Source organism: Pseudomonas sp. NMS19W (assembly GCF_051554255.1).
GTDB classification, from domain to species: domain Bacteria; phylum Pseudomonadota; class Gammaproteobacteria; order Pseudomonadales; family Pseudomonadaceae; genus Aquipseudomonas; species Aquipseudomonas kribbensis.
This window is the reverse complement of the sequence record NZ_CP136718.1, coordinates 2,911,169-2,929,049: the sequence shown is the minus strand read 5'-3', so window position 1 is coordinate 2,929,049 and position 17,881 is coordinate 2,911,169. Positions and strand designations below refer to the sequence as shown.

Here is a 17,881-nt window from a genome sequence, read left to right as displayed (position 1 = left end):
AACTACTCACGTCATCGCGCTAAACTTCAAGAAAGACTTTTGTCACAAGTGGAAAATAGTTAAGAGGATGCAATACACAGAAGGACGAAGCAAGATGCTCCGCACACCAATAAAAGCCATGGCATTGATTGCATTAATATTTACAAGCTACGCTCTCGCTCAGCCCACTCCTGAACAAGAAGCCGCGAAAAAGCACGGAATTACACTATTCAATCAATATAAAACAGCCGAGCCCGAATTACGCATTGCAGCAGAAGCTGGAGATGCGGAAGCTCAATTTTATTTAGGCGAAGAGCTACGTCTACAAAAGCAGCGAATGACAACCGAGTCGCAAAGATGGTACGAAGCCTCAGCATCCCAAGGTAACTATTATGCGATGTTCAAACTTGCTGCCACCACTGGAGATCTATGCTCCGTTATAAATCAGTGTGCTGAAGGTATTAAAAAACCCAGTGACTGGCATGAACAGCTGATAAAAACAGCAGAGCCACTGGCGTTGAACGGTAACGGCGAAGCAATGGTGGTCTTGTATTATGCGACAGCCAACTTAGAGTGGCTGAAGAAGGCTGCCAAAGCAGGTTATGCTCCTGGACAATGGTTACTCGCCACTCGTTACGCTGAAGGCGAAGACACATTTTTATTGCCATGGAAGCGTAAAGACGCAGAAGAGGAATTATTGAAAAGTGCCTCCGAGGGTGGATTTCCCAAGGCGATGATGGAGTACAGCACTATTCTTTCTGAGCGAAATGATCTTGAAGGCGTTCGGTACTGGTTGGAGGCAGCAGCCAAAACCGGATATATAAATGGGGTCAGTAATTATGGGGCGTACGTTGCTCATACTCCTGACAAAGTTGGATATCCAATTGACCTAATAAAAGGTTATGCGTTGATATCACAACTTCAAGAACTTGATGGTGGAGGAAATATCCAATCCTATGTTGAAGGAAAGCTTCCTGCAATTGCAGAAAAGATGACTTCCACCCAAATTGAAGAAGCAAAAAAATACGCTACTGAATGGAAAGCTACACATCCACCTCTTTCCTTCTATCCAGAAAAATTAGGTTTTTGATTTTGAATCGCAACACTCGACCAACAAACAACCCAATCATGCCATTTAACCTTTTATGGTCGAGCAGGCTTGTAACTTTCAGCTCAGCATTATTTTTTACGCTACTTAGCAATCTTGCGATCGCAGAATTATCTTCCACACAGAAAGAATCAAAAAACAAAGGACTAATACTCTTCAATCAATTTAAATCGGCGAAGTCGGAGTTATACATTCCCGCTGAGGCGGGAGATCCAGATGCTCAGTATTTTTTAGCAGAGGAACTACGCCAGCAGAATCAGTATATAACTACTGAAGCTCAGAGATGGTATGAAGCAGCGGCTCTTCAAGGCGACCTCTATGCAATACTGCGATTAGCAACATCAGAAAACGACCTGTGCAACGTAATAAACAACTGCACTCAAAGCTCAAAAAAACGTACTGACTGGATTGACCTTTTAAACAAAGAAACGGAAAAAAGAGCGAACAACAATGATGGCGAAGCCATGTATGTTAAGTACTTGTTTACTGGGCAACTAGAGTGGCTTGAAAAATCCGCCGAATTCAAATTCGCGAGAAGCCAATGGCTACTGGCAAACCGATACAAGGAAGGTGAGAATTTTTTTCTACCTTGGAAACGTACGGAGGAAGTTGGGCGGTTATTGAAAGCGTCGGCAGAAAATGGTTTCCCCGCAGGTATGCTTGAATATGCGGCGTATCTGTATGAACACGGAGGAGATCTAAGCGAAGCTCGCTACTGGATCGAAGAAGCGGCCAAGACCGGTTATCAATCCGGGGTCAGCAGTTATGGAGCATACCTAGCACATGCCTCTTCCCTTTATGACTTTCCACTGGACTTAGTTAAAGGTTACGCGCTCACATCGCTTTTAACAGAGCTTTACGGCGGTGGAAACATAAAACCTTATGTCGATGAAGTGCTGCCAGAAATAGCAAACAAAATGAGTCCGGCGCAGATTACAGAAGCAAAAACATTTGCAAAGCAATGGAAAAACACTCACCCGCCACTTTCTTTTTACCCAGGGAAATATGGCCTGTGATGCGGACCGTGTCACTCAAAGCTTCACTCAAGTTACATTCTAGGTGATTAAAGGCAATATGACAGCCGAACAGATTGAACGCTCAAAATCTGTGAAAAGGAAAAGAAATTCGCCCTCCGCCTTCCTTTTCCCTGACAAACTGGGTGGTTGTTCCAATTACACAAAGCCTTTCCCCTGCTAAAAAAACCATGGCAGCCAAAAATGAAATTGATGACTTTCGCGTTACTTTTACTAAGCCTAGAGACTTCGTCATCGTTCGCGCTCACACAGGAACAGTCTCAAGCAAAAATCAAAGGCATTGAACTTTACAATCAATATAAATCCATTTCCGCAATTGATTTCCTAAAAATCGCAGCCGACGGTGGTGATGACGAAGCACTTTACTACTTGGGTGAAGCGATAAGGAAAAATAACCGCTATATGACTAAGGACGCGCAAAAAGCTTACGAAGAGTCTGCCAAAAGAGGCAATATCTATTCGATGATACGACTTGGTGAAGCGGGCGAAGATTTGTGCGTAACGATGAAAAATTGTTCTTTTGCGGAGCATTCGCCCGAAGAGTGGACAACCAAAGCTAAAGAGCTTGCAACTGAACAGGCATCAAAAGGAAACGCTGAGTCAATGTATCTGTTATGGGAAATAACAGGAAACGATGACTGGTTAGAAAAGTCTGCTGAAAGCGGGTTCGCGTTGGCGCAGTTCCGTTTGGCTACTAAATATCAAGAAGGGGGCGGTACATTCCTATTACCATCAAGAAGATCTGATGCAATTGAAAAATGGATGAAGGCATCTGCAGAAAATGGCTATCCGCCGGGCATGATGGGCTTCGCAGCATCCAGAATTAAAAAAAACGATTTGTCTTCTTTCAGATTTTGGAATGAAAAAGCTGCGGCATCAAGTTACGTATCAGGACTTTTTGGCTATGCTTTATATATTAGGGGTATAGAGCCAACATACGGCTTCACACCTGACCCAATAACGTCACATGCTTTACTAACAAACCTGCTAGAGCTTGATGGCGGTGGAAACATGATACACAATGTTAAAGACACATTGCCCGAGGTTGAAAAAAACATGACCGACGAGCAGCTAACAGAAGCAAAAATACTCGCAAAAATGTGGAAATCCACCCATCCACCTCTCTCGTTTTATCCGGAAAAATTAGGATATTGAAACCAGTGAGATTATTAATAAACCGCTTAGTCTTGACGGTTTTTATATGCTTTACACCCACTTCTTTCTCGGAGCCGGTGCGTGAAGCTTCTTCAGGCATTATTTTATTCAATCAGTTAAAACTCGGAGAAGCCCTCTCCGTGTTAGAAAAGGAGGCACAATCTGGAAGCGTCGAGTCTCAGTACTACTTAGGGGAGGCTCTGCGAAAACGCAATCGTTATATGACACCAGAAGCACAGCACTGGTATGAAACAGCTGCGTTGAATGGTTCCATATACGCAATGATCCAGTTAGGTCGCAAAAATGAAGATTTATGCAAAATCATGGATAACTGTCCTGCCAGCGCCAAATCTCCTGTTGAATGGTTAACACATGCCAAGGAGTTGCTGCTGGCAAAAGCCAACAAAGGTGATCCTGAGTCGTTGTATCTAATGTATGAGATAACGTTTGATCGCGCTTGGCTCGAGAAGTCCGCAAATGCAGGGTATGCCCTCGCCCAATACTGGATGGCGGTAAGTGAACGACAAGGTGAGGGTTTCTTTTTTATCCCAGGACGACGTGAAGCCTCTGTTAAAAACTGGCTTTTGCTTTCTTCTGAAGGCGGCTATCCCAAAGCAATAATGGACTATCTTGAAATACTGCATATAGAAGGTGATACAGAGAGCATTCGCCATTGGCTTGTGTTAGGAGCTGAGTCCGGTTACCAAGCTGCCGTAAGCAATTATGGCGCCTACATCGCCCATACGCCGGATAAAGTTGGTTACCCACTCGATATTATTAAAGGGTATGCACTGTTCACCTTGCTTGGCGAGCTTGATGATAGCGGCGGAATCGGACGGTATGTTGAGCGAAAAAGTGAAGAAATTCGCAACAAAATGACAGCCGAGCAAATCGAAGGATCAAAGACAGTGGCTAAAGAATGGAAAGCCACTCACCCGCCGCTCTCCTTTTTCCCTGACAAGCTGGGAAACTAGTCCGAAGTTCTCCTACGGAATTCAAAAGGTCGCGTATAGAAAAAGCGGAAGGAATGAAGTGCATTGATGCCTCACTCCTTCCGCTTTTTTAGTTACAGCATCAAACCGGCGCCTGCCAGTTCAACATCCGCTGCTGCGCAACCTGCAGCAAATCATTGCCGTCCTGTGCCAACAAATACAGCGCATGGGTGATGTGGGGAATGTCCTGGACATCGGCGTGTTTGAAGCACAGGCAGTGCAGGGTTTCGAGCAGGTCGGCGGCGGCGCGTACGCGTTGGACGGCGGCTTCGAAGATGTCTTGGGGGTTGGCTTCGGTGTCGATCACCAGCGGTGCGCTGTCGGTGACGCCGCTGTTGAGCGGGAGATAGCGGGCGGAGCTTAGTTTCAGTATTGGCATTGGAATTACTCGATAGGCTTCAATGACCCGCCGACACCGTGACCAAACGATGGGAGGCGGACTGTATGCAAGGCTTGGTCAACTGAGAAACCCGATCAGCTCGCCCGAAGGCGCCCCTGCACACAGCCGCCACAGCAATGTACTCCGAAGACACGAATGTCCGCGGCGCGAATGATGGCACAAGATGTGTCGAGTTATCAGGCGACCAAACCTAAGCCGCTGATTTTGCAGCGACACCAAAACCATAACCGCCCCGCTCCAGCCGCCGGAAGCAGACAAGGCAGCGGTTCCTGTAGGAAGGCGCCGAGAATCCCCCGAGAAACAATCCCCCGCCAGACAGCCGGCATTCAGCCGGGTTAACCCTCGCTTAACGCCGTGGTCAAAGACTCTACACATCCGCACGCTCTCAGCCGATGCTGACGCCCAGTGCGGCAGGTCTGGCGTGTTTCACGCCGGGCTTTCTTTCCGTCGCACGGGAGTCTCTCCATGAACATTCGTCCGTTCCTGCTCACCGCCGCCCTCGCCTGCACCGCGTTTGCCGGGCTGGCCCAGGCCAATGACACCACGACCACCAAAGCGGTGCCGTACACATATGGCATGCCGTTGAATGTGGCCAAAGTGGTCTCGATGACCGAGCAGCCAAACAAGGCCTGCAAAGTGATCGATGCCGACATGAAGTACATCGATACGTCAGGCAAACCCGAGGAAATCACATACCGGAAAATGTCTGACGCCTGCGACTTCCAGAACTGACAGAAAGCTCTGATTTGCGGCTTTGCGGTAGGCGGACAAGGGTCCCGAGGGTTATGCTCGGGCCCCCTCCTCACTGCCGCAAGGATTCGCCATGCAGTTGTCGTTTCGCACGTTGTCGACCATTACCTTTTCCCTGTGTTTCCTGCTGGCGCTGGCCTGGGGCCTCGTGCCGCAAGTACTGCTTTCGATCTGGAGCATTGAATACTCCGAGGCAGCAGGATTTGTCGCAAGACGCATGGCGGTGCTGTTCGCGGCGTTGGGAGTGATGTTCTATCTGGTGCGCAATGCGCCGGTGTCGATCGCGCGCAATGCAATGAACAACGGTTTTATCGTCGGCTGCTTTGGTCTGGCGGTGCTGGGGTTCGCTGAATGGCTCAACGGCCATGCCGGCCCCGGGATTCTGCTCGCGGTGCTGGTCGAGTTCGCGCTGGGCCTTGGTTTCGTGCAGGCCCGGCGCGTGACGGTCGAACTGGGTGAAACGGTCGGTTAAACGATTTTGGATCGCGGCACTGCATGATGGGTCACCGTGTGTTGCGCGAGATTGAGCGCAACCCGGCGATCAGGCCGTTGATTTCGCGACAGCTGTTCAGGTGACTGGCATCGATGCCACTGACCAGCAAATCGACCTGATCGGTACGGTGATCGCCATAAACCTTGACGGTCATCGACAGATCCGGGGACAGCGTGCACTGGCAGCGTTTCGGCAGAAAGCTGCTTTCAATGATATTGCGTAGTTCCAAGGCAGACAGAAACATGGCGAACCCTCTCCTTACTGTGAGACTGCCAATCAAGTATTCACATTGACCGTTGCCACTGTTCCCGGCGGGTGTATCCCCGCTGAATCCCTGGGTATGGCAAGCGGTTGTACTGCGAAATGCCCATTGGAGTGTAGGCGCACAAACTCGGTGCGCCGCACCAAATCAACGCATAAAACGTGCCTTTCATCGGGTCGACTTCACCTCCTGCCAAATCAATGACTTGGCGAAAACGCAGGCAAGTGGCCAGTTGCAAAATGCAAGATTCGATCGTGCAGGCACTGCAATTTGCATGCGGCTGGCGGTTTGCATTCATCGCCCATGGCAGTGAGAATGCCCGTCAACCAACGTACACCCGCCAGGAGGCTTCAATGGGAAATTTCACTGTTTACGCGACGGCCGGCCTGATGCTCGCGAGCGTCGCCACCCTCACCCACGCCGCCAAACTCGAAGACACGGCGCCCTACCCCAAAGCCGAAGCGGGCTTCACCCGGCAGGTCATTCACCTGCCACAGCAGGCCCAGGAAGAAAACTTCAAAGTCGAGATCCTCGCCGGCAAGACACTCGAGGTGGACTGCAACCGCCAGCGCCTGGGCGGCACCCTGGAAGAGAAAAACCTGGAAGGCTGGGGCTATCCGTTCTACCGCCTCGAGAAAGTCAGCGGCCCGATGAGCACGATGATGGCCTGCCCACCCGGCACCCAGAAAAAGCGCGCCTTCGTACCGGTGATCGGTGACGGCTTCACTGTGCGTTACAACAGCAAGCTGCCCATCGTGGTTTACGCACCGACGGATGTCGAAGTGCGCTATCGCATCTGGTCGGCTTCGAAAAAGTCGGCACTGCCATTCCCGAGTAACTCGCCAAGGAGCAGAGGCATTGATTACCTGCCACGTCAGATACGTGATTGATCCCTACCAGCTCGACGCCTTCGAAGCCTATGCCAAAACCTGGCTGGGCATCGTCGAACGGCTGGGCGGAACGCATCACGGCTATTTTCTGCCCTCGGAAGGCGCGAGCAACATCGCTTACTGCTTGTTCAGTTTTCCGTCGCTGGCGGATTACGAAAGCTATCGCCACATTGCACTGACCGACCCGGAAAGCACGGCACTGGTGGCCGATTTGGTCGAAAAGAAGTTCATCGTCAGCTACGAGCGCAGCTTTCTGCGCCCGCTGCTGCCCTGAACACCCTTACGCCTCAATCCCGCCGGCCGCAGCGCGTTCGGCGACGTGGCGCAAACTGTCGAAATTGATATTGGCGCCGGAATCGATGGCGATCAGCGTCTGATTCCGTGCGCCGGTCTGCGCCACGTACTTTTTGATGCCCGCAACCGCCAACGCGCCGGAAGGCTCGGTGATCGAGCGGGTATCGTCGTAGATGTTCTTGATCGCCGCGCAAAGTTCGTCGTTGCTGACGGTGATCACTTCATCCACGCAGAAGCGGCAGACCTCGAAGCCATAGGCGCCGATCTGCGCCACCGCCACGCCATCGGCGAAAGTGCCGACGCTGGGCAGCACCACTCGCGCATCCGCTTGCAACGCAGCCTTCAGACAGGCCGAGTGCTCCGACTCCACGCCGATGATCCGCACCTCCGGCCGCAGGTATTTCACATACGCTGCGATACCGGCGATCAAACCACCACCGCCCACCGGGACAAAGATCGCATCCAGCGCGCCCTGGTGCTCGCGCAGAATCTCCATTGCAACCGTGCCCTGGCCAGCGATCACATCGGGATCGTCGAACGGCGAGACGAACGTTCTTCCCGTCTGCTGCGCCAGTTGCAACGCATGGGCCAGGGCAAACGGAAAGCTTTCGCCATGCAACAGCGCTTCAGCTCCACGACTACTGACGCCCAGCACTTTCAACTCAGGCGTGGTCGCCGGCATCACGATAGTCGCCGCAATCCCCAGCTCACGGGCCGCCAGTGCTACGCCTTGAGCGTGATTGCCCGCCGATGCCGTAATAACCCCGCGCGCCTTCTGCTCGTCACTCAATTGCACCAGCTTGTTGTAGGCGCCGCGAATCTTGAAGGAGAACGTCGGTTGCAGGTCCTCGCGTTTGAGCAAGATCCGGTTGCCCAGCGCTTCGGACAGAGCCGGCGCAGATTGCAGCGGCGTGCGCACCGCCAGTTCATACACCGGCGCGGCGAGGATCTTTTTTACGTATTGCTCAAGTAGGGCTTGCTGGGCGGGGCTGTGGCGCATGGTCGTCTCCTGACTTTTTATTCAGAACCCCGGAGACAGAAAGTAAAAACCCGCCTCTAGGGCGGGTTGGGTGCTGCAGTCGTGAGCTAGCCCGCCAAATGAGGAATGGCGGTAATAATGCTTGGCTGGCAGCGCAATACGGTGGAAGTCATGGCCCCGAAATTAGCTCGGGCGTTGCTGGCAAGTCAATGGCGAATTTTGTCATTTCGCCAGACGCCTGAGCCCGAACAGCATCCCGCCCGCCCCCAGCAGCATCGCCGCGAGGAACAACGGGTACGACACCCACCACGGCGTCCCGGCGGTCATCATGCTGAATTCCGACATGCCACCAATGCTCGCGATCAGGTTGAGCGGCAGGAATACCACGTTGATCAGCGTCAGCTTGCGCAGCAGGTTGTTCATGCTGTTGTTCATCAGGTTGCCCCGGGCGTCGATCAGCCCGGAGAACACCGTGGAATAGATTTCCGCCTGCTTGTAGCACTGGTTGTTTTCGATGATCAGGTCGTCGATCAAGCCAATGGCTTCGCTGCCGAAATGCTGTTTCTCTGCGTGATTGCGCAGCCGCGTCAGTACCGCGCCGTTGCTGTGCAGCGCGTTGATGTAATAAATCAGGCTTTCGCTGAGGTTGAACATCTGCACCAGATGCTGGTTCTGCATCGAGGCGTTGAATTTCTGCTGTAACTCCCGGGCAACCAGTTTGATCACCTTCAGGTGCCCGAGGTAGTGATGGATGTTGTTGAACAGCAGGTCCAGCAACACATCCAGCGGCGTGTTCAATGGCTGGCGTGTGCCGAGACCGTGCAGCGGCGTGTCGTCGGTGGCGATCACCAGCAACTGGCCCGGCGAGAACAGCAAACCGCAGGACGACACCTCGAACGCCAGGCTGCCGCCCCCGGAGTAGTTCTCGGGGCGTTTCCAGATCAGGAACAGATGATCGGGATGGAATTCAATCCGCGACACCTCGTCCGGGTCCAGCGCAGAGGCCAGAGCATGCTCATCCAGTTTGAAGTGACTGTGGAGCAGGTCGCGTTCAGCCGCGTCGGGGTCGCTGAACAACATCACCTCGGCGTCCAGCCGTTCGACCCGCTGCAGTGCGCCGTGGCTCAGTGCAAAGCTGTTGATCATCGAGCGGTCACCAGGCCTGGCCGCGACGTTTGAGTTCCAGGCGCCTCACGAACTCTTCCAGCACCAGCGAATACAGATCGTCTTGCAGGTAAGCGTCTTCGATACCGGCGTCGAGGTTCGGGTTGTCGTTGACCTCGATGACCACCACTTTGTCGCCGGCCTGTTTCAGGTCGACGCCATACAAGCCGTCGCCGATCAGGTTGGCGGTCTTTACTGCCAGCTCCACCACTGCACGCGGCGCTTCGTGGATCGCCAGCGTGCGGCATTCGCCGTTGACGTCCTGGCCCTTGGCCTTGTGGTTGTAGATCTGCCAATGGCCCTTGGACATGAAGTACTGGCAGGCGAAGATCGGTTTGCGGTTGAGCACACCAATGCGCCAGTCGTACTCGGTGTAGAAAAACTCCTGGGCCAGCAACAGCACCGAGTGTTCGAACAGTTCGGCGGTCGCTTCCAGCAGGGCTTGCTGGCTTTCAACCTTGATCACGCCACGGGAGAAGCAGCCGTCAGGGATTTTCAGCACCAGCGGGAACCCCAGGCGCTCGCCGACCCGCTCGAAGTCTTCCGGTCGCTCCTTGTAGAGAATTTCCGTGGCCGGCATGCCCAGTTGGTGGCTGTTGAGCAGGTCCGTGAGATAGACCTTGTTGGTGCATCGCAGGATCGACGTCGGGTCGTCCATCACCACCAGCCCTTCGCTTTCGGCTTTCTTGGCGAAGCGGTAGGTGTGGTTGTCGACGCTGGTGGTTTCGCGGATCAGCAGACCATCGTACTCGGCGAGCCGGGAGTAGTCCTTGCGTTCGATCAGTTCGACATCGATGCCCATGCCTTTGCCGACGCGCACGAAATTCTCCAGTGCCCGGGCGTTGGACGGCGGCAAGGCTTCCTGCGGATCGTGCAGGATCGCCAAGTCATAACGCGCCACTTGCGGCGAACGCGGTACACGCCAGATCTTGCGGCTGAAACCGTCCAGCGCATTGGCGAACTGATCTTCCTGATCGTCACGCAACTTGTGCAGAGCGCCAGACTTGATGCCTTCGATGTGCCAGCCGTTAGTTCGACGGAACTCAACTAATAGAATCGGGCACGGAAAAATTTCAAACAATTGTCGGGCCAGATCCTGCAACGGCTCGATATGGGTTCTGCCGAAATAAAGTGTCAGTGTGAAACCTTCGGTATCGCTGTAGAGGTGATGGCTGAGGGCCTTTTCCAGGGTTTTATCCAGGTCATCCAGCGCCAGACCGTAAAGGGATTTGCGTGTCAGTTCGCTGATGGTGCGCACCGACGGAATCACCTTGTGCCCCCTGGCCTCCGCCAGCAACGAGCAGTAGTAGCCGTGGCCCAGATACTTGTAGCTGCGGCACAGGTTGATGACCTGCACCCGTTTTCCCGGCTCGCTGTCGGGCGGTTGTTCGAGGTATTCCTGAGCCGTGAGGATGTCTTCGCTGGGGAAATAGGAGGCCCAGTCTTCCTTGCGTTCGACGATGATCAACACTTGACTGGAAGTTCTGATTTGCGGTTTTAAATAAGTTGCCGGTGGCAAACTTTGACTGGATACTTCGCGCCAATGACCCTGTACCGCTGACATAGAAATTGATCCGTTGGAGAACAAGACCTTTTCTATTAAGCACGAACTTTTTCGAAAGTCCCGTTTCGTTACGCAACTTTTACGGCGGTCATATGAACACTGTTTTTCGCTTGGCGACAGTTGATGATTTACCGGCACTGCTGGCACTGGAAATGCACTGCTTCACCACGGACCGGCTCACCCGCCGCAGCTTTCAATGGATGATTACCCGGGCCCACGGCCAGTTGCTGGTGGCCGAACGCGAGGGTCAACTGCTGGGTTATGCGCTGGTGCTGTTCCATCGCGGCACGTCGCTTGCGCGGTTGTATTCCATCGCCATTTCCCCCGAAGCCCGGGGTGGTGGCCTGGGAAAGCAATTGCTGCAACGCATCGAGGTATGCGCCCTTGAGCACGACTGCGCTTACCTGCGGCTGGAGGTGCGCACTGACAACCCCGCCGCCATCGCGTTGTACGAACGCAGTGGCTATCGGCGCTTTGCGCTGATTCACGATTACTACGAAGACCACACAGACGCGTTGCGTCTGGAAAAGCGCATCCTGCAACACCACGATTCGCGCAGCATCAAGGTGCCCTATTATCGACAGACCACCGACTTCACCTGCGGTCCGGCCTGTTTGCTGATGGCCATGGGCGCCTTGCAGGCCGATCGTCTGCTGGAGCGTCGCGAAGAACTGCAGCTCTGGCGCGAAGCGACCACCGTGTTCATGACCGCCGGCCACGGCGGTTGCAGCCCCCAAGGCCTGGCGTTGGCCGCATGGCGCCGAGGGTTTCGCGTGCGATTGCAACTGAGCATGACCGGGCCGCTGTTTCTCGACGGCGTGCGTGACGCGCTTAAAAAAGACGTCATGCGCCTGGTGCACGACGAGTTCATGGCACAGCTGAACGACACCGACGTCGATCAAATCATCGGCACGACACTGGATTTGCCCCGCCTGCTAAACGCCGGCGGGCAGCCTTTGGTGCTGATCAGCAGCTATCGGCTGACCCGCTCCAAATCCCCGCACTGGGTGATCGTCACTGATTGCGACGAGGATTTCGTCTACCTGCACGACCCGGATGTCGATCACAGCCAGCATCGCCAGCCCATGGACTGCCAGCATGTGCCGGTCAGCCATGGGGAGTTCGAGAAGATGTGCCGGTTCGGACGCGGCAAGCTGCGGGCTGCGGTGGTGCTTTACGCCCGCTCACCCGCATGAAGCATTTATTTGAGTCCGACCTTGTACAGCGAGCCGTCGGACTCGTCCGTCAGCAGATACAGATAGCCGTCCGGTCCTTGGCGCACATCGCGGATACGCTGTTTCAGATCACCCAGCAAACGCTCTTCATGCACAACCTTGTCACCGTCGAACTGCAGGCGAATCAGTTCCTGAGTGACCAGCGCCCCGATGAACACGTTGTGCTGCCAGGGTTTGAAACGGTCGCCATCGTAGAACGCCATGCCGGTGACACCCGGTGATTTTTCCCAGACGTGATGCGGGGCAACGGTGCCTTCGACGGTTTTACCCTGGGCTTCAGGGATGGGTTGCATCGAGTAATTGATGCCGTGGGTTGCCAGCGGCCAGCCGTAGTTCTTGCCGCGCTCGATGATGTTCACCTCATCGCCACCGCGCGGGCCGTGTTCGTTTTCCCACAATGTGCCGGTCCATGGATTGAGTGCTGCGCCCTGCGGGTTGCGATGACCGTAGGACCAGATTTCCGGGCGCACCCCGGACTGACCGACAAACGGGTTGTCATCCGGTACCTTGCCGTCGGGGTAAATGCGCACGACCTTGCCTTGCAGCTTGTCCAGATCCTGGGCCGTCGGGCGGTCGTTGTTTTCGCCGAGGGTGATGAACAGGTAGCCGTCACGGTCGAATACCAGCCGCGAACCGAAGTGATTGCCAACGGACAGCTTCGGTTCCTGACGGAAAATCACGTTGAAGTCCTTGAGGGTTTTCAGGTCGTCCGACAGGCGCCCGCGCCCGACCGCCGTCCCGGCCTTGTCACCGGCACCGCCGCCCTCGGCGTAGGACAAGTACACCAGCCGATCCTGTTTGAAGTCCGGTGACAGCACCACATCCAGCAACCCGCCCTGCCCCTTGGCCCAGACCTTGGGAACGCCATCGATCGGCGCCGACAGCTTGCCGTCAGCCCCCACCACCCGCAGATTGCCCGGACGCTCGGTCACCAGCATGCCCTGGCGGTCCGGCAGGAACGCGAGCGCCCATGGGTGCGCAAGCCCCTGGGTAATCGTCGTGACTTCAAGGGTGCCCTGCTCGCTTTGCAATTCCTTGGGGGCAGCGGCGAATGCCGGGCTGCAGATAACAGCGCCGGCACACAGACCGGCTAAAAGGGTTTTACGCAACATGCACGATTCCTTTTGTTCGTTTGAAGGGCTGACAGAAGCGGTTCTGCCATTCAACGGTTGCTGTCGCCATCACGGGCGGGAGGGTTTGGAATGAACTTCGGTGGTGTGCTCGGTACCGAACGCAGGGGCTGGCCATTGCCGATGCCGCCGTTCTCGACGGTGGGCTGGCGAGGCGCTGGCACCGTACTCGGCCCGCGGATCACCGGATTGGCGGGCTGCGTACCCTGCATGCTGTTGGGATTGGCCCGGTGAATCGGGCTGTTGTAGGGGTTGCTGCTGTTGCCGGTCGGACTTTGCGCCAGCAACAGGACATCGGCGTGAACCAGCCCGCCACTGAGGGCCAGCAATGCGATGCCAAGCAGAAAACGGTTCATGGACGGCCTCTCTCGATGCACGTGGAATAGAGCCTTCGAGTCCACGCTACGCCGAGGGTTCGGATTTGTTAACCCGTCATCGCTAAACAAGGTGTAACACCGTTTGACCAGTTGCCCGTCGGCGGGCAACGGAAACTTTCACGCACGCTGGCGGGTCACCCGAACATCACGCGGAGAACGGCACCATGGCTCGGGCAATCTGGAAAGGCGCAATCAGTTTCGGTCTGGTGCACATCCCCGTGGCGCTGGTCTCCGCCACCTCGTCCCAGGGCGTGGACTTCGACTGGCTGGACAGCCGCAGCATGGACCCGGTCGGCTATAAACGGGTCAACAAGGTCACCGGCAAAGAGGTGACAAAGGAGCACATCGTCAAAGGCGTGCAGTTCGAAAAAGGCCGGTATGTGGTGCTCAGCGAGGAGGAAATCCGTTCGGCGCACCCGGTCTCGACCCAGACCATCGACATCTTTGCCTTCGTCGACAGCGAGCAGATTCCGCTGCAGAACATCGACACGCCCTACTACCTGGCCCCGGACAAACGCGGCGGCAAGGTTTACGCATTGCTGCGCGAAACCCTGAGCAAAACCAAAAAAGTCGCCCTCGCCCGCGTGGTTTTACACACACGTCAGTATCTGGCGGCGCTGATGCCGCTGGAGTCGGCACTGGTGCTGGTGAAACTGCGCTGGCCGCAGGAAGTGCGCAGCCTGGACGAACTGGCGCTGGGCAGCGAAGTGACCCAGCCGCAACTGGCGAAAGCCGAACTGGACATGGCCAAACGACTCGTTGAAGACATGAGCGCCGACTGGAATCCTGAGGACTACCGCGACGAGTTTGAAGACAAGATCATGGCCCTGGTGGACAAAAAGGCCCATGAAGGCAAGATCGAGGACGTTGAGACCGTTGATGGCGAAGAAGAGCGCAAGTCTGCGGATGTGATCGATCTGACGGAACTGCTCAAACGCAGTCTCGGCGGGAAATCACCGGCCAAACCGGCGAAGAAGGCCGCGAGCAAGGCTACACCGGCGAAAAAGACCAGAAAAGCGTCGTGAAAATGAAATCGGGCGACTGTCTTTCAACAGTCGCCCGATTTATCAGATCAATTATCAGATCAGAATGAAGATCGCCAGCAGGCCACCGAAGATCGCCCACTTTTCCAGGTAATAGCGCGCGCGATTGCGCTTTTTCAGTTCTTTGCCGCGCAGGCGGATCTTGTAGATTTTGGTAAACAGGCGGTTGATACCGCCGGTGCGGTCGCCCGCATCGTTCGGCGCACCGGCCGCCGACATCACGGTACGGCTGAACCAGCCGTTGAACGCGGCTGCCCAGCGGTACTTCATCGGTCGCTCGACGTCGCAGAACAGGATGATGCGGTTCTTGTCGGTGGTGTTTTCGGCGTAGTGAATGTAGGTCTCGTCGAACATCACCGCTTCGCCGTCGCGCCAGTGATAGTTCTCGCCATCGACGTTGATGTAGCAACCGGCATCGTTCGGCGTTTCCAGGCCCAGGTGATAACGGTAGGAACCGGCATACGGGTCACGGTGACGCACCAGTTTCGAGCCCGGTGGCAGTTCGGCGAACATCGCTGCCTTGATCGAGCCGATGCTCTGCACCAGTTCAGTGGTGCGCGGGCACAGTTGCAGCGCCGACGGATGGCTGTCGCCGTACCATTTCAAATAGAAACGCTTCCAGCCGGTTTTGAAGAACGAGTTGAAACCGACATCGTCGTACTGATCCGAGCGCTTGATCGCACCGGCACGCAGAAGGTTCTGACCTTCTTCGCGGATTTCTTCCCAATGGGCCTGCAACGGGCTCAGATCGGGAAAGTCCTTCGGATCGAGGTAGGGTTTGTTCGGTTTCTTCGAAAACAGATAAAGGAAGCAGTTGATCGGCGCGAGAAACGTCGAATGATCACTCAACTGACGGCCCAGTTTGTGACGCACACGACCACGCAGGTGAACGTATGCAATGGAAATGACATAAATAGCAGCAATGATGAGTTTCACGGAAATCGTCACACGTCAAAAGTGAACAAACTGCGCGCCTTTCTGGCTGTGGCCATAGGTCTGTAGCAGTGGTCTGGATACAAAGCAGCGTCTCGGTGGCACATCCTTGAGCCCATGCCGGGTAAGGGCATTGGGTGAATGGATGGCATTTTAGCCACAGTTTGTAACCAATAGTGAACCTTCATCTGTGAAAAACTGTCCCGCGATTGCGCCAATTGGCATTCCGGGGATCACCGCCCTATCGCTGGAAGAGCCAGACCAGTACAATCGCCGCCAAACTTTACGCGCCCCCTTGGTTGATGACGGGATTTCCCGCCTCAGCGCACTTCGACTCGGGCCAAGCGCTCCGGCCGCACCCTCGCTACTCAGAATGCTTCGCAGGATAAACCTTTGATTTCTACAGCTAATATCACGATGCAGTTCGGCGCAAAGCCGCTGTTCGAAAACGTTTCGGTGAAATTCAACAACGGCAACCGTTATGGCCTGATCGGCGCCAACGGTTGCGGCAAGTCGACGTTCATGAAAATCCTCGGTGGCGATCTGGAGCCGTCTGCCGGCCAGGTGATGCTCGAGCCGAACGTGCGCCTCGGTAAACTGCGTCAGGATCAGTTCGCCTACGAAGAATTCACCGTGATCGACACCGTGATCATGGGTCACGAAGAGCTGTGGAAGGTCAAGGCCGAGCGCGATCGCATCTACTCGCTGCCGGAAATGAGCGAAGAAGACGGCATGGCCGTGGCCGAGCTGGAAACCGAGTTCGCCGAGATGGACGGCTACACCGCCGAATCCCGCGCCGGTGAACTGCTGCTGGGCCTGGGCATTCCGCTGGAACAGCATTTCGGCCCGATGACCGAAGTCGCGCCGGGCTGGAAACTGCGTGTCCTGCTGGCTCAGGCCCTGTTCTCCGATCCGGAAGTGCTGTTGCTCGACGAACCGACCAACCACCTGGACATCAACACCATCCGCTGGCTGGAAACGATCCTGACGGCGCGTAACAGCACCATGATCATCATTTCCCACGACCGTCACTTCCTGAACAGCGTCTGCACCCACATGGCCGACCTGGACTACGGCGAGCTGCGTCTGTTCCCGGGCAACTACGACGAGTACATGACTGCGGCGACCCAGTCCCGCGAGCAACTGCTGTCGGACAACGCCAAGAAGAAAGCCCAGATTGCCGAACTGCAGACGTTCGTCAGCCGCTTCTCGGCCAACGCCTCGAAAGCCAAGCAGGCCACTTCCCGCGCCAAGCAGATCGATAAGATCCAGCTGGCCGAGGTCAAGCCATCGAGCCGCGTGAGCCCGTTCATCCGTTTCGAACAGACCAAGAAACTGCACCGCCAGGCCGTGACCATCGAGCAGATGTCCAAAGGCTTCGACGGCAAGACCCTGTTCAAGAACTTCAGTTTCACCGTTGAAGCCGGCGAACGCGTGGCGATCATCGGCCCGAACGGTATCGGCAAGACCACCCTGCTGCGCACCTTGATGGGTGAACTGACCCCGGACGCCGGCACCGTGAAGTGGACCGAAAGCGCGGAGCTGGGCTACTACGCTCAGGACCACGCCCACGACTTCGAAGACGACGTCAGCCTGTTCGACTGGATGGGTCAGTGGACTCAGGGCGAGCAAGTGATTCGTGGCACCCTGGGCCGCATGCTGTTCTCCAACGACGAGATCCTCAAGTCGGTGAAGGTGATTTCCGGTGGTGAGCAAGGTCGCATGCTGTTCGGCAAGCTGATCCTGCAAAAGCCGAACGTTCTGGTGATGGACGAACCGACCAACCACCTGGACATGGAATCGATCGAGGCGCTGAACCTGGCGCTGGAAAACTACCCGGGCACGCTGATTTTCGTCAGCCACGACCGTGAGTTCGTATCGTCCCTGGCCACGCGCATCATCGAGCTGAGCCCGAACGGCGTGACCGACTTCAGCGGCACCTACGACGATTACCTGCGCAGCCAGGGCGTCGTGTTCTGATAGCGGCCTCGAGCCGAAAGCCCCGCCCCATGGCGGGGCTTTTTATTGCGCCAAGGAAAGATAGTTAGCCTGCTTTCTTTTATTTCACACCCAAGCCATGATGCGGACTCTCCCACCGC

General features: G+C 55.4%; 18 protein-coding genes and 1 pseudogene. 11 read left to right on the top strand and 8 right to left on the bottom strand.

The window, feature by feature from the left end:
- The first annotated feature begins 94 nt into the window (after positions 1 to 94).
- From R1A29_RS13285 to R1A29_RS13270, 4 genes are all read left to right on the top strand, one after another.
- Positions 95 to 1,069, top strand: coding sequence for a tetratricopeptide repeat protein (locus tag R1A29_RS13285; RefSeq protein ID WP_438301805.1), 975 nt, complete (start codon positions 95 to 97; stop codon positions 1,067 to 1,069).
- A 2-nt stretch (positions 1,070 to 1,071) separates the two neighbouring features.
- Positions 1,072 to 2,103 carry a tetratricopeptide repeat protein gene (locus R1A29_RS13280; protein WP_438301804.1) on the top strand — a complete coding sequence of 344 codons (1,032 nt, stop codon included), beginning with the start codon at positions 1,072 to 1,074 and terminating at the stop codon, positions 2,101 to 2,103.
- A 201-nt stretch (positions 2,104 to 2,304) separates the two neighbouring features.
- Positions 2,305 to 3,276: a tetratricopeptide repeat protein gene (locus R1A29_RS13275; protein ID WP_438301802.1), complete on the top strand. Its 972-nt coding sequence runs from the start codon at positions 2,305 to 2,307 to the stop codon at positions 3,274 to 3,276.
- A gap of 77 nt (positions 3,277 to 3,353) precedes the next feature.
- Complete coding sequence (locus R1A29_RS13270; protein ID WP_438301801.1) at positions 3,354 to 4,250, top strand: tetratricopeptide repeat protein; 897 nt, start codon at positions 3,354 to 3,356, stop codon at positions 4,248 to 4,250.
- A gap of 100 nt (positions 4,251 to 4,350) precedes the next feature.
- On the opposite strand, the gene R1A29_RS13265 is transcribed toward R1A29_RS13270, so the two are convergent.
- Entirely contained in the window at positions 4,351 to 4,647 is a 297-nt protein-coding gene (locus R1A29_RS13265) for a hypothetical protein (protein ID WP_065257928.1), read from the bottom strand.
- A 486-nt stretch (positions 4,648 to 5,133) separates the two neighbouring features.
- On the opposite strand from R1A29_RS13265, the gene R1A29_RS13260 reads away from it, so the two are divergent.
- Together R1A29_RS13260 and R1A29_RS13255 are read left to right on the top strand one after the other, a co-directional pair.
- Entirely contained in the window at positions 5,134 to 5,400 is a 267-nt protein-coding gene (locus tag R1A29_RS13260; protein WP_438301800.1) for a DUF2790 domain-containing protein, read from the top strand.
- 91 nt (positions 5,401 to 5,491) lie between these two features.
- Positions 5,492 to 5,890 carry a hypothetical protein gene (locus R1A29_RS13255; protein ID WP_114882834.1) on the top strand — a complete coding sequence of 133 codons (399 nt, stop codon included), beginning with the start codon at positions 5,492 to 5,494 and terminating at the stop codon, positions 5,888 to 5,890.
- 31 nt (positions 5,891 to 5,921) lie between these two features.
- Here the strand turns inward: R1A29_RS13255 and R1A29_RS13250 are convergent, their stop codons facing one another.
- Positions 5,922 to 6,155: a DUF1652 domain-containing protein gene (locus tag R1A29_RS13250; RefSeq protein ID WP_438301799.1), complete on the bottom strand. Its 234-nt coding sequence runs from the start codon at positions 6,153 to 6,155 to the stop codon at positions 5,922 to 5,924.
- Positions 6,156 to 6,526: 371 nt separating this feature from the next.
- On the opposite strand from R1A29_RS13250, the gene eco reads away from it, so the two are divergent.
- Positions 6,527 to 7,063 (top strand): serine protease inhibitor ecotin, encoded by a 537-nt coding sequence (eco, locus tag R1A29_RS13245; RefSeq protein ID WP_438301798.1) that lies wholly within the window; start codon positions 6,527 to 6,529, stop codon positions 7,061 to 7,063.
- Positions 7,032 to 7,337, top strand: a complete 306-nt coding sequence (locus R1A29_RS13240) for an NIPSNAP family protein (protein ID WP_085703035.1) — start codon at positions 7,032 to 7,034, stop codon at positions 7,335 to 7,337. Before eco ends, R1A29_RS13240 begins: the two co-directional genes overlap by 32 nt.
- 21 nt (positions 7,338 to 7,358) lie before the next feature.
- Here R1A29_RS13240 and ilvA read toward each other — a convergent pair.
- The 3 genes and pseudogenes from ilvA to R1A29_RS13225 all read right to left on the bottom strand — a co-directional run.
- Positions 7,359 to 8,357 (bottom strand): annotated as a pseudogene (gene ilvA, locus R1A29_RS13235) (threonine ammonia-lyase, biosynthetic); the annotation flags it as partial.
- A 201-nt stretch (positions 8,358 to 8,558) separates the two neighbouring features.
- A complete protein-coding gene (locus tag R1A29_RS13230; protein WP_438301797.1) occupies positions 8,559 to 9,482 on the bottom strand; it encodes a magnesium transporter CorA family protein in 924 nt (307 codons plus the stop codon).
- 7 nt (positions 9,483 to 9,489) lie between these two features.
- Entirely contained in the window at positions 9,490 to 11,064 is a 1,575-nt protein-coding gene (locus R1A29_RS13225) for a RimK family protein (protein ID WP_438301796.1), read from the bottom strand.
- A 92-nt stretch (positions 11,065 to 11,156) separates the two neighbouring features.
- Between R1A29_RS13225 and rimI the strand changes: the two genes are divergently transcribed.
- Complete coding sequence (gene rimI / locus R1A29_RS13220; protein WP_438301795.1) at positions 11,157 to 12,260, top strand: ribosomal protein S18-alanine N-acetyltransferase; 1,104 nt, start codon at positions 11,157 to 11,159, stop codon at positions 12,258 to 12,260.
- Between the two features lie 5 nt (positions 12,261 to 12,265).
- On the opposite strand, the gene R1A29_RS13215 is transcribed toward rimI, so the two are convergent.
- Together R1A29_RS13215 and R1A29_RS13210 are read right to left on the bottom strand one after the other, a co-directional pair.
- Positions 12,266 to 13,411, bottom strand: coding sequence for a PQQ-dependent sugar dehydrogenase (locus R1A29_RS13215; RefSeq protein WP_438301794.1), 1,146 nt, complete (start codon positions 13,409 to 13,411; stop codon positions 12,266 to 12,268).
- A gap of 50 nt (positions 13,412 to 13,461) precedes the next feature.
- On the bottom strand, positions 13,462 to 13,785 hold the full coding sequence (locus R1A29_RS13210; protein WP_114882815.1) for a hypothetical protein: 324 nt from the start codon (positions 13,783 to 13,785) through the stop codon (positions 13,462 to 13,464).
- Between the two features lie 185 nt (positions 13,786 to 13,970).
- Here R1A29_RS13210 and R1A29_RS13205 point away from each other — a divergent pair, with 185 nt between their 5' ends.
- The gene (locus R1A29_RS13205; RefSeq protein ID WP_438301793.1) at positions 13,971 to 14,831 is read left to right on the top strand and encodes a Ku protein; all 861 of its coding nucleotides are present in this window, start codon (positions 13,971 to 13,973) and stop codon (positions 14,829 to 14,831) included.
- A gap of 54 nt (positions 14,832 to 14,885) precedes the next feature.
- Here R1A29_RS13205 and lpxO read toward each other — a convergent pair whose 3' ends face one another.
- Positions 14,886 to 15,785 (bottom strand): lipid A hydroxylase LpxO, encoded by a 900-nt coding sequence (gene lpxO / locus R1A29_RS13200; RefSeq protein WP_085708729.1) that lies wholly within the window; start codon positions 15,783 to 15,785, stop codon positions 14,886 to 14,888.
- Between the two features lie 390 nt (positions 15,786 to 16,175).
- On the opposite strand from lpxO, the gene R1A29_RS13195 reads away from it, so the two are divergent.
- Positions 16,176 to 17,762, top strand: coding sequence for an ABC-F family ATPase (locus R1A29_RS13195; RefSeq protein WP_085731070.1), 1,587 nt, complete (start codon positions 16,176 to 16,178; stop codon positions 17,760 to 17,762).
- The last annotated feature ends 119 nt before the right edge of the window (positions 17,763 to 17,881 follow it).

Excerpts from the sequence above, each read along its gene's own strand:
- R1A29_RS13285 (WP_438301805.1), top strand. The coding sequence starts at position 95 with ATGCTCCGCACACCAATAAAAGCCATGGCATTGATTGCATTAATATTT.
- R1A29_RS13275 (WP_438301802.1), top strand. The coding sequence starts at position 2,305 with ATGAAATTGATGACTTTCGCGTTACTTTTACTAAGCCTAGAGACTTCG.
- R1A29_RS13265 (WP_065257928.1), bottom strand. The coding sequence starts at position 4,647 with ATGCCAATACTGAAACTAAGCTCCGCCCGCTATCTCCCGCTCAACAGC.
- R1A29_RS13260 (WP_438301800.1), top strand. The coding sequence starts at position 5,134 with ATGAACATTCGTCCGTTCCTGCTCACCGCCGCCCTCGCCTGCACCGCG.
- R1A29_RS13255 (WP_114882834.1), top strand. The coding sequence starts at position 5,492 with ATGCAGTTGTCGTTTCGCACGTTGTCGACCATTACCTTTTCCCTGTGT.
- R1A29_RS13250 (WP_438301799.1), bottom strand. The coding sequence starts at position 6,155 with ATGTTTCTGTCTGCCTTGGAACTACGCAATATCATTGAAAGCAGCTTT.
- eco (WP_438301798.1), top strand. The coding sequence starts at position 6,527 with ATGGGAAATTTCACTGTTTACGCGACGGCCGGCCTGATGCTCGCGAGC.
- R1A29_RS13230 (WP_438301797.1), bottom strand. The coding sequence starts at position 9,482 with ATGATCAACAGCTTTGCACTGAGCCACGGCGCACTGCAGCGGGTCGAA.
- R1A29_RS13225 (WP_438301796.1), bottom strand. The coding sequence starts at position 11,064 with ATGTCAGCGGTACAGGGTCATTGGCGCGAAGTATCCAGTCAAAGTTTG.
- rimI (WP_438301795.1), top strand. The coding sequence starts at position 11,157 with ATGAACACTGTTTTTCGCTTGGCGACAGTTGATGATTTACCGGCACTG.
- R1A29_RS13215 (WP_438301794.1), bottom strand. The coding sequence starts at position 13,411 with ATGTTGCGTAAAACCCTTTTAGCCGGTCTGTGTGCCGGCGCTGTTATC.
- R1A29_RS13210 (WP_114882815.1), bottom strand. The coding sequence starts at position 13,785 with ATGAACCGTTTTCTGCTTGGCATCGCATTGCTGGCCCTCAGTGGCGGG.
- R1A29_RS13205 (WP_438301793.1), top strand. The coding sequence starts at position 13,971 with ATGGCTCGGGCAATCTGGAAAGGCGCAATCAGTTTCGGTCTGGTGCAC.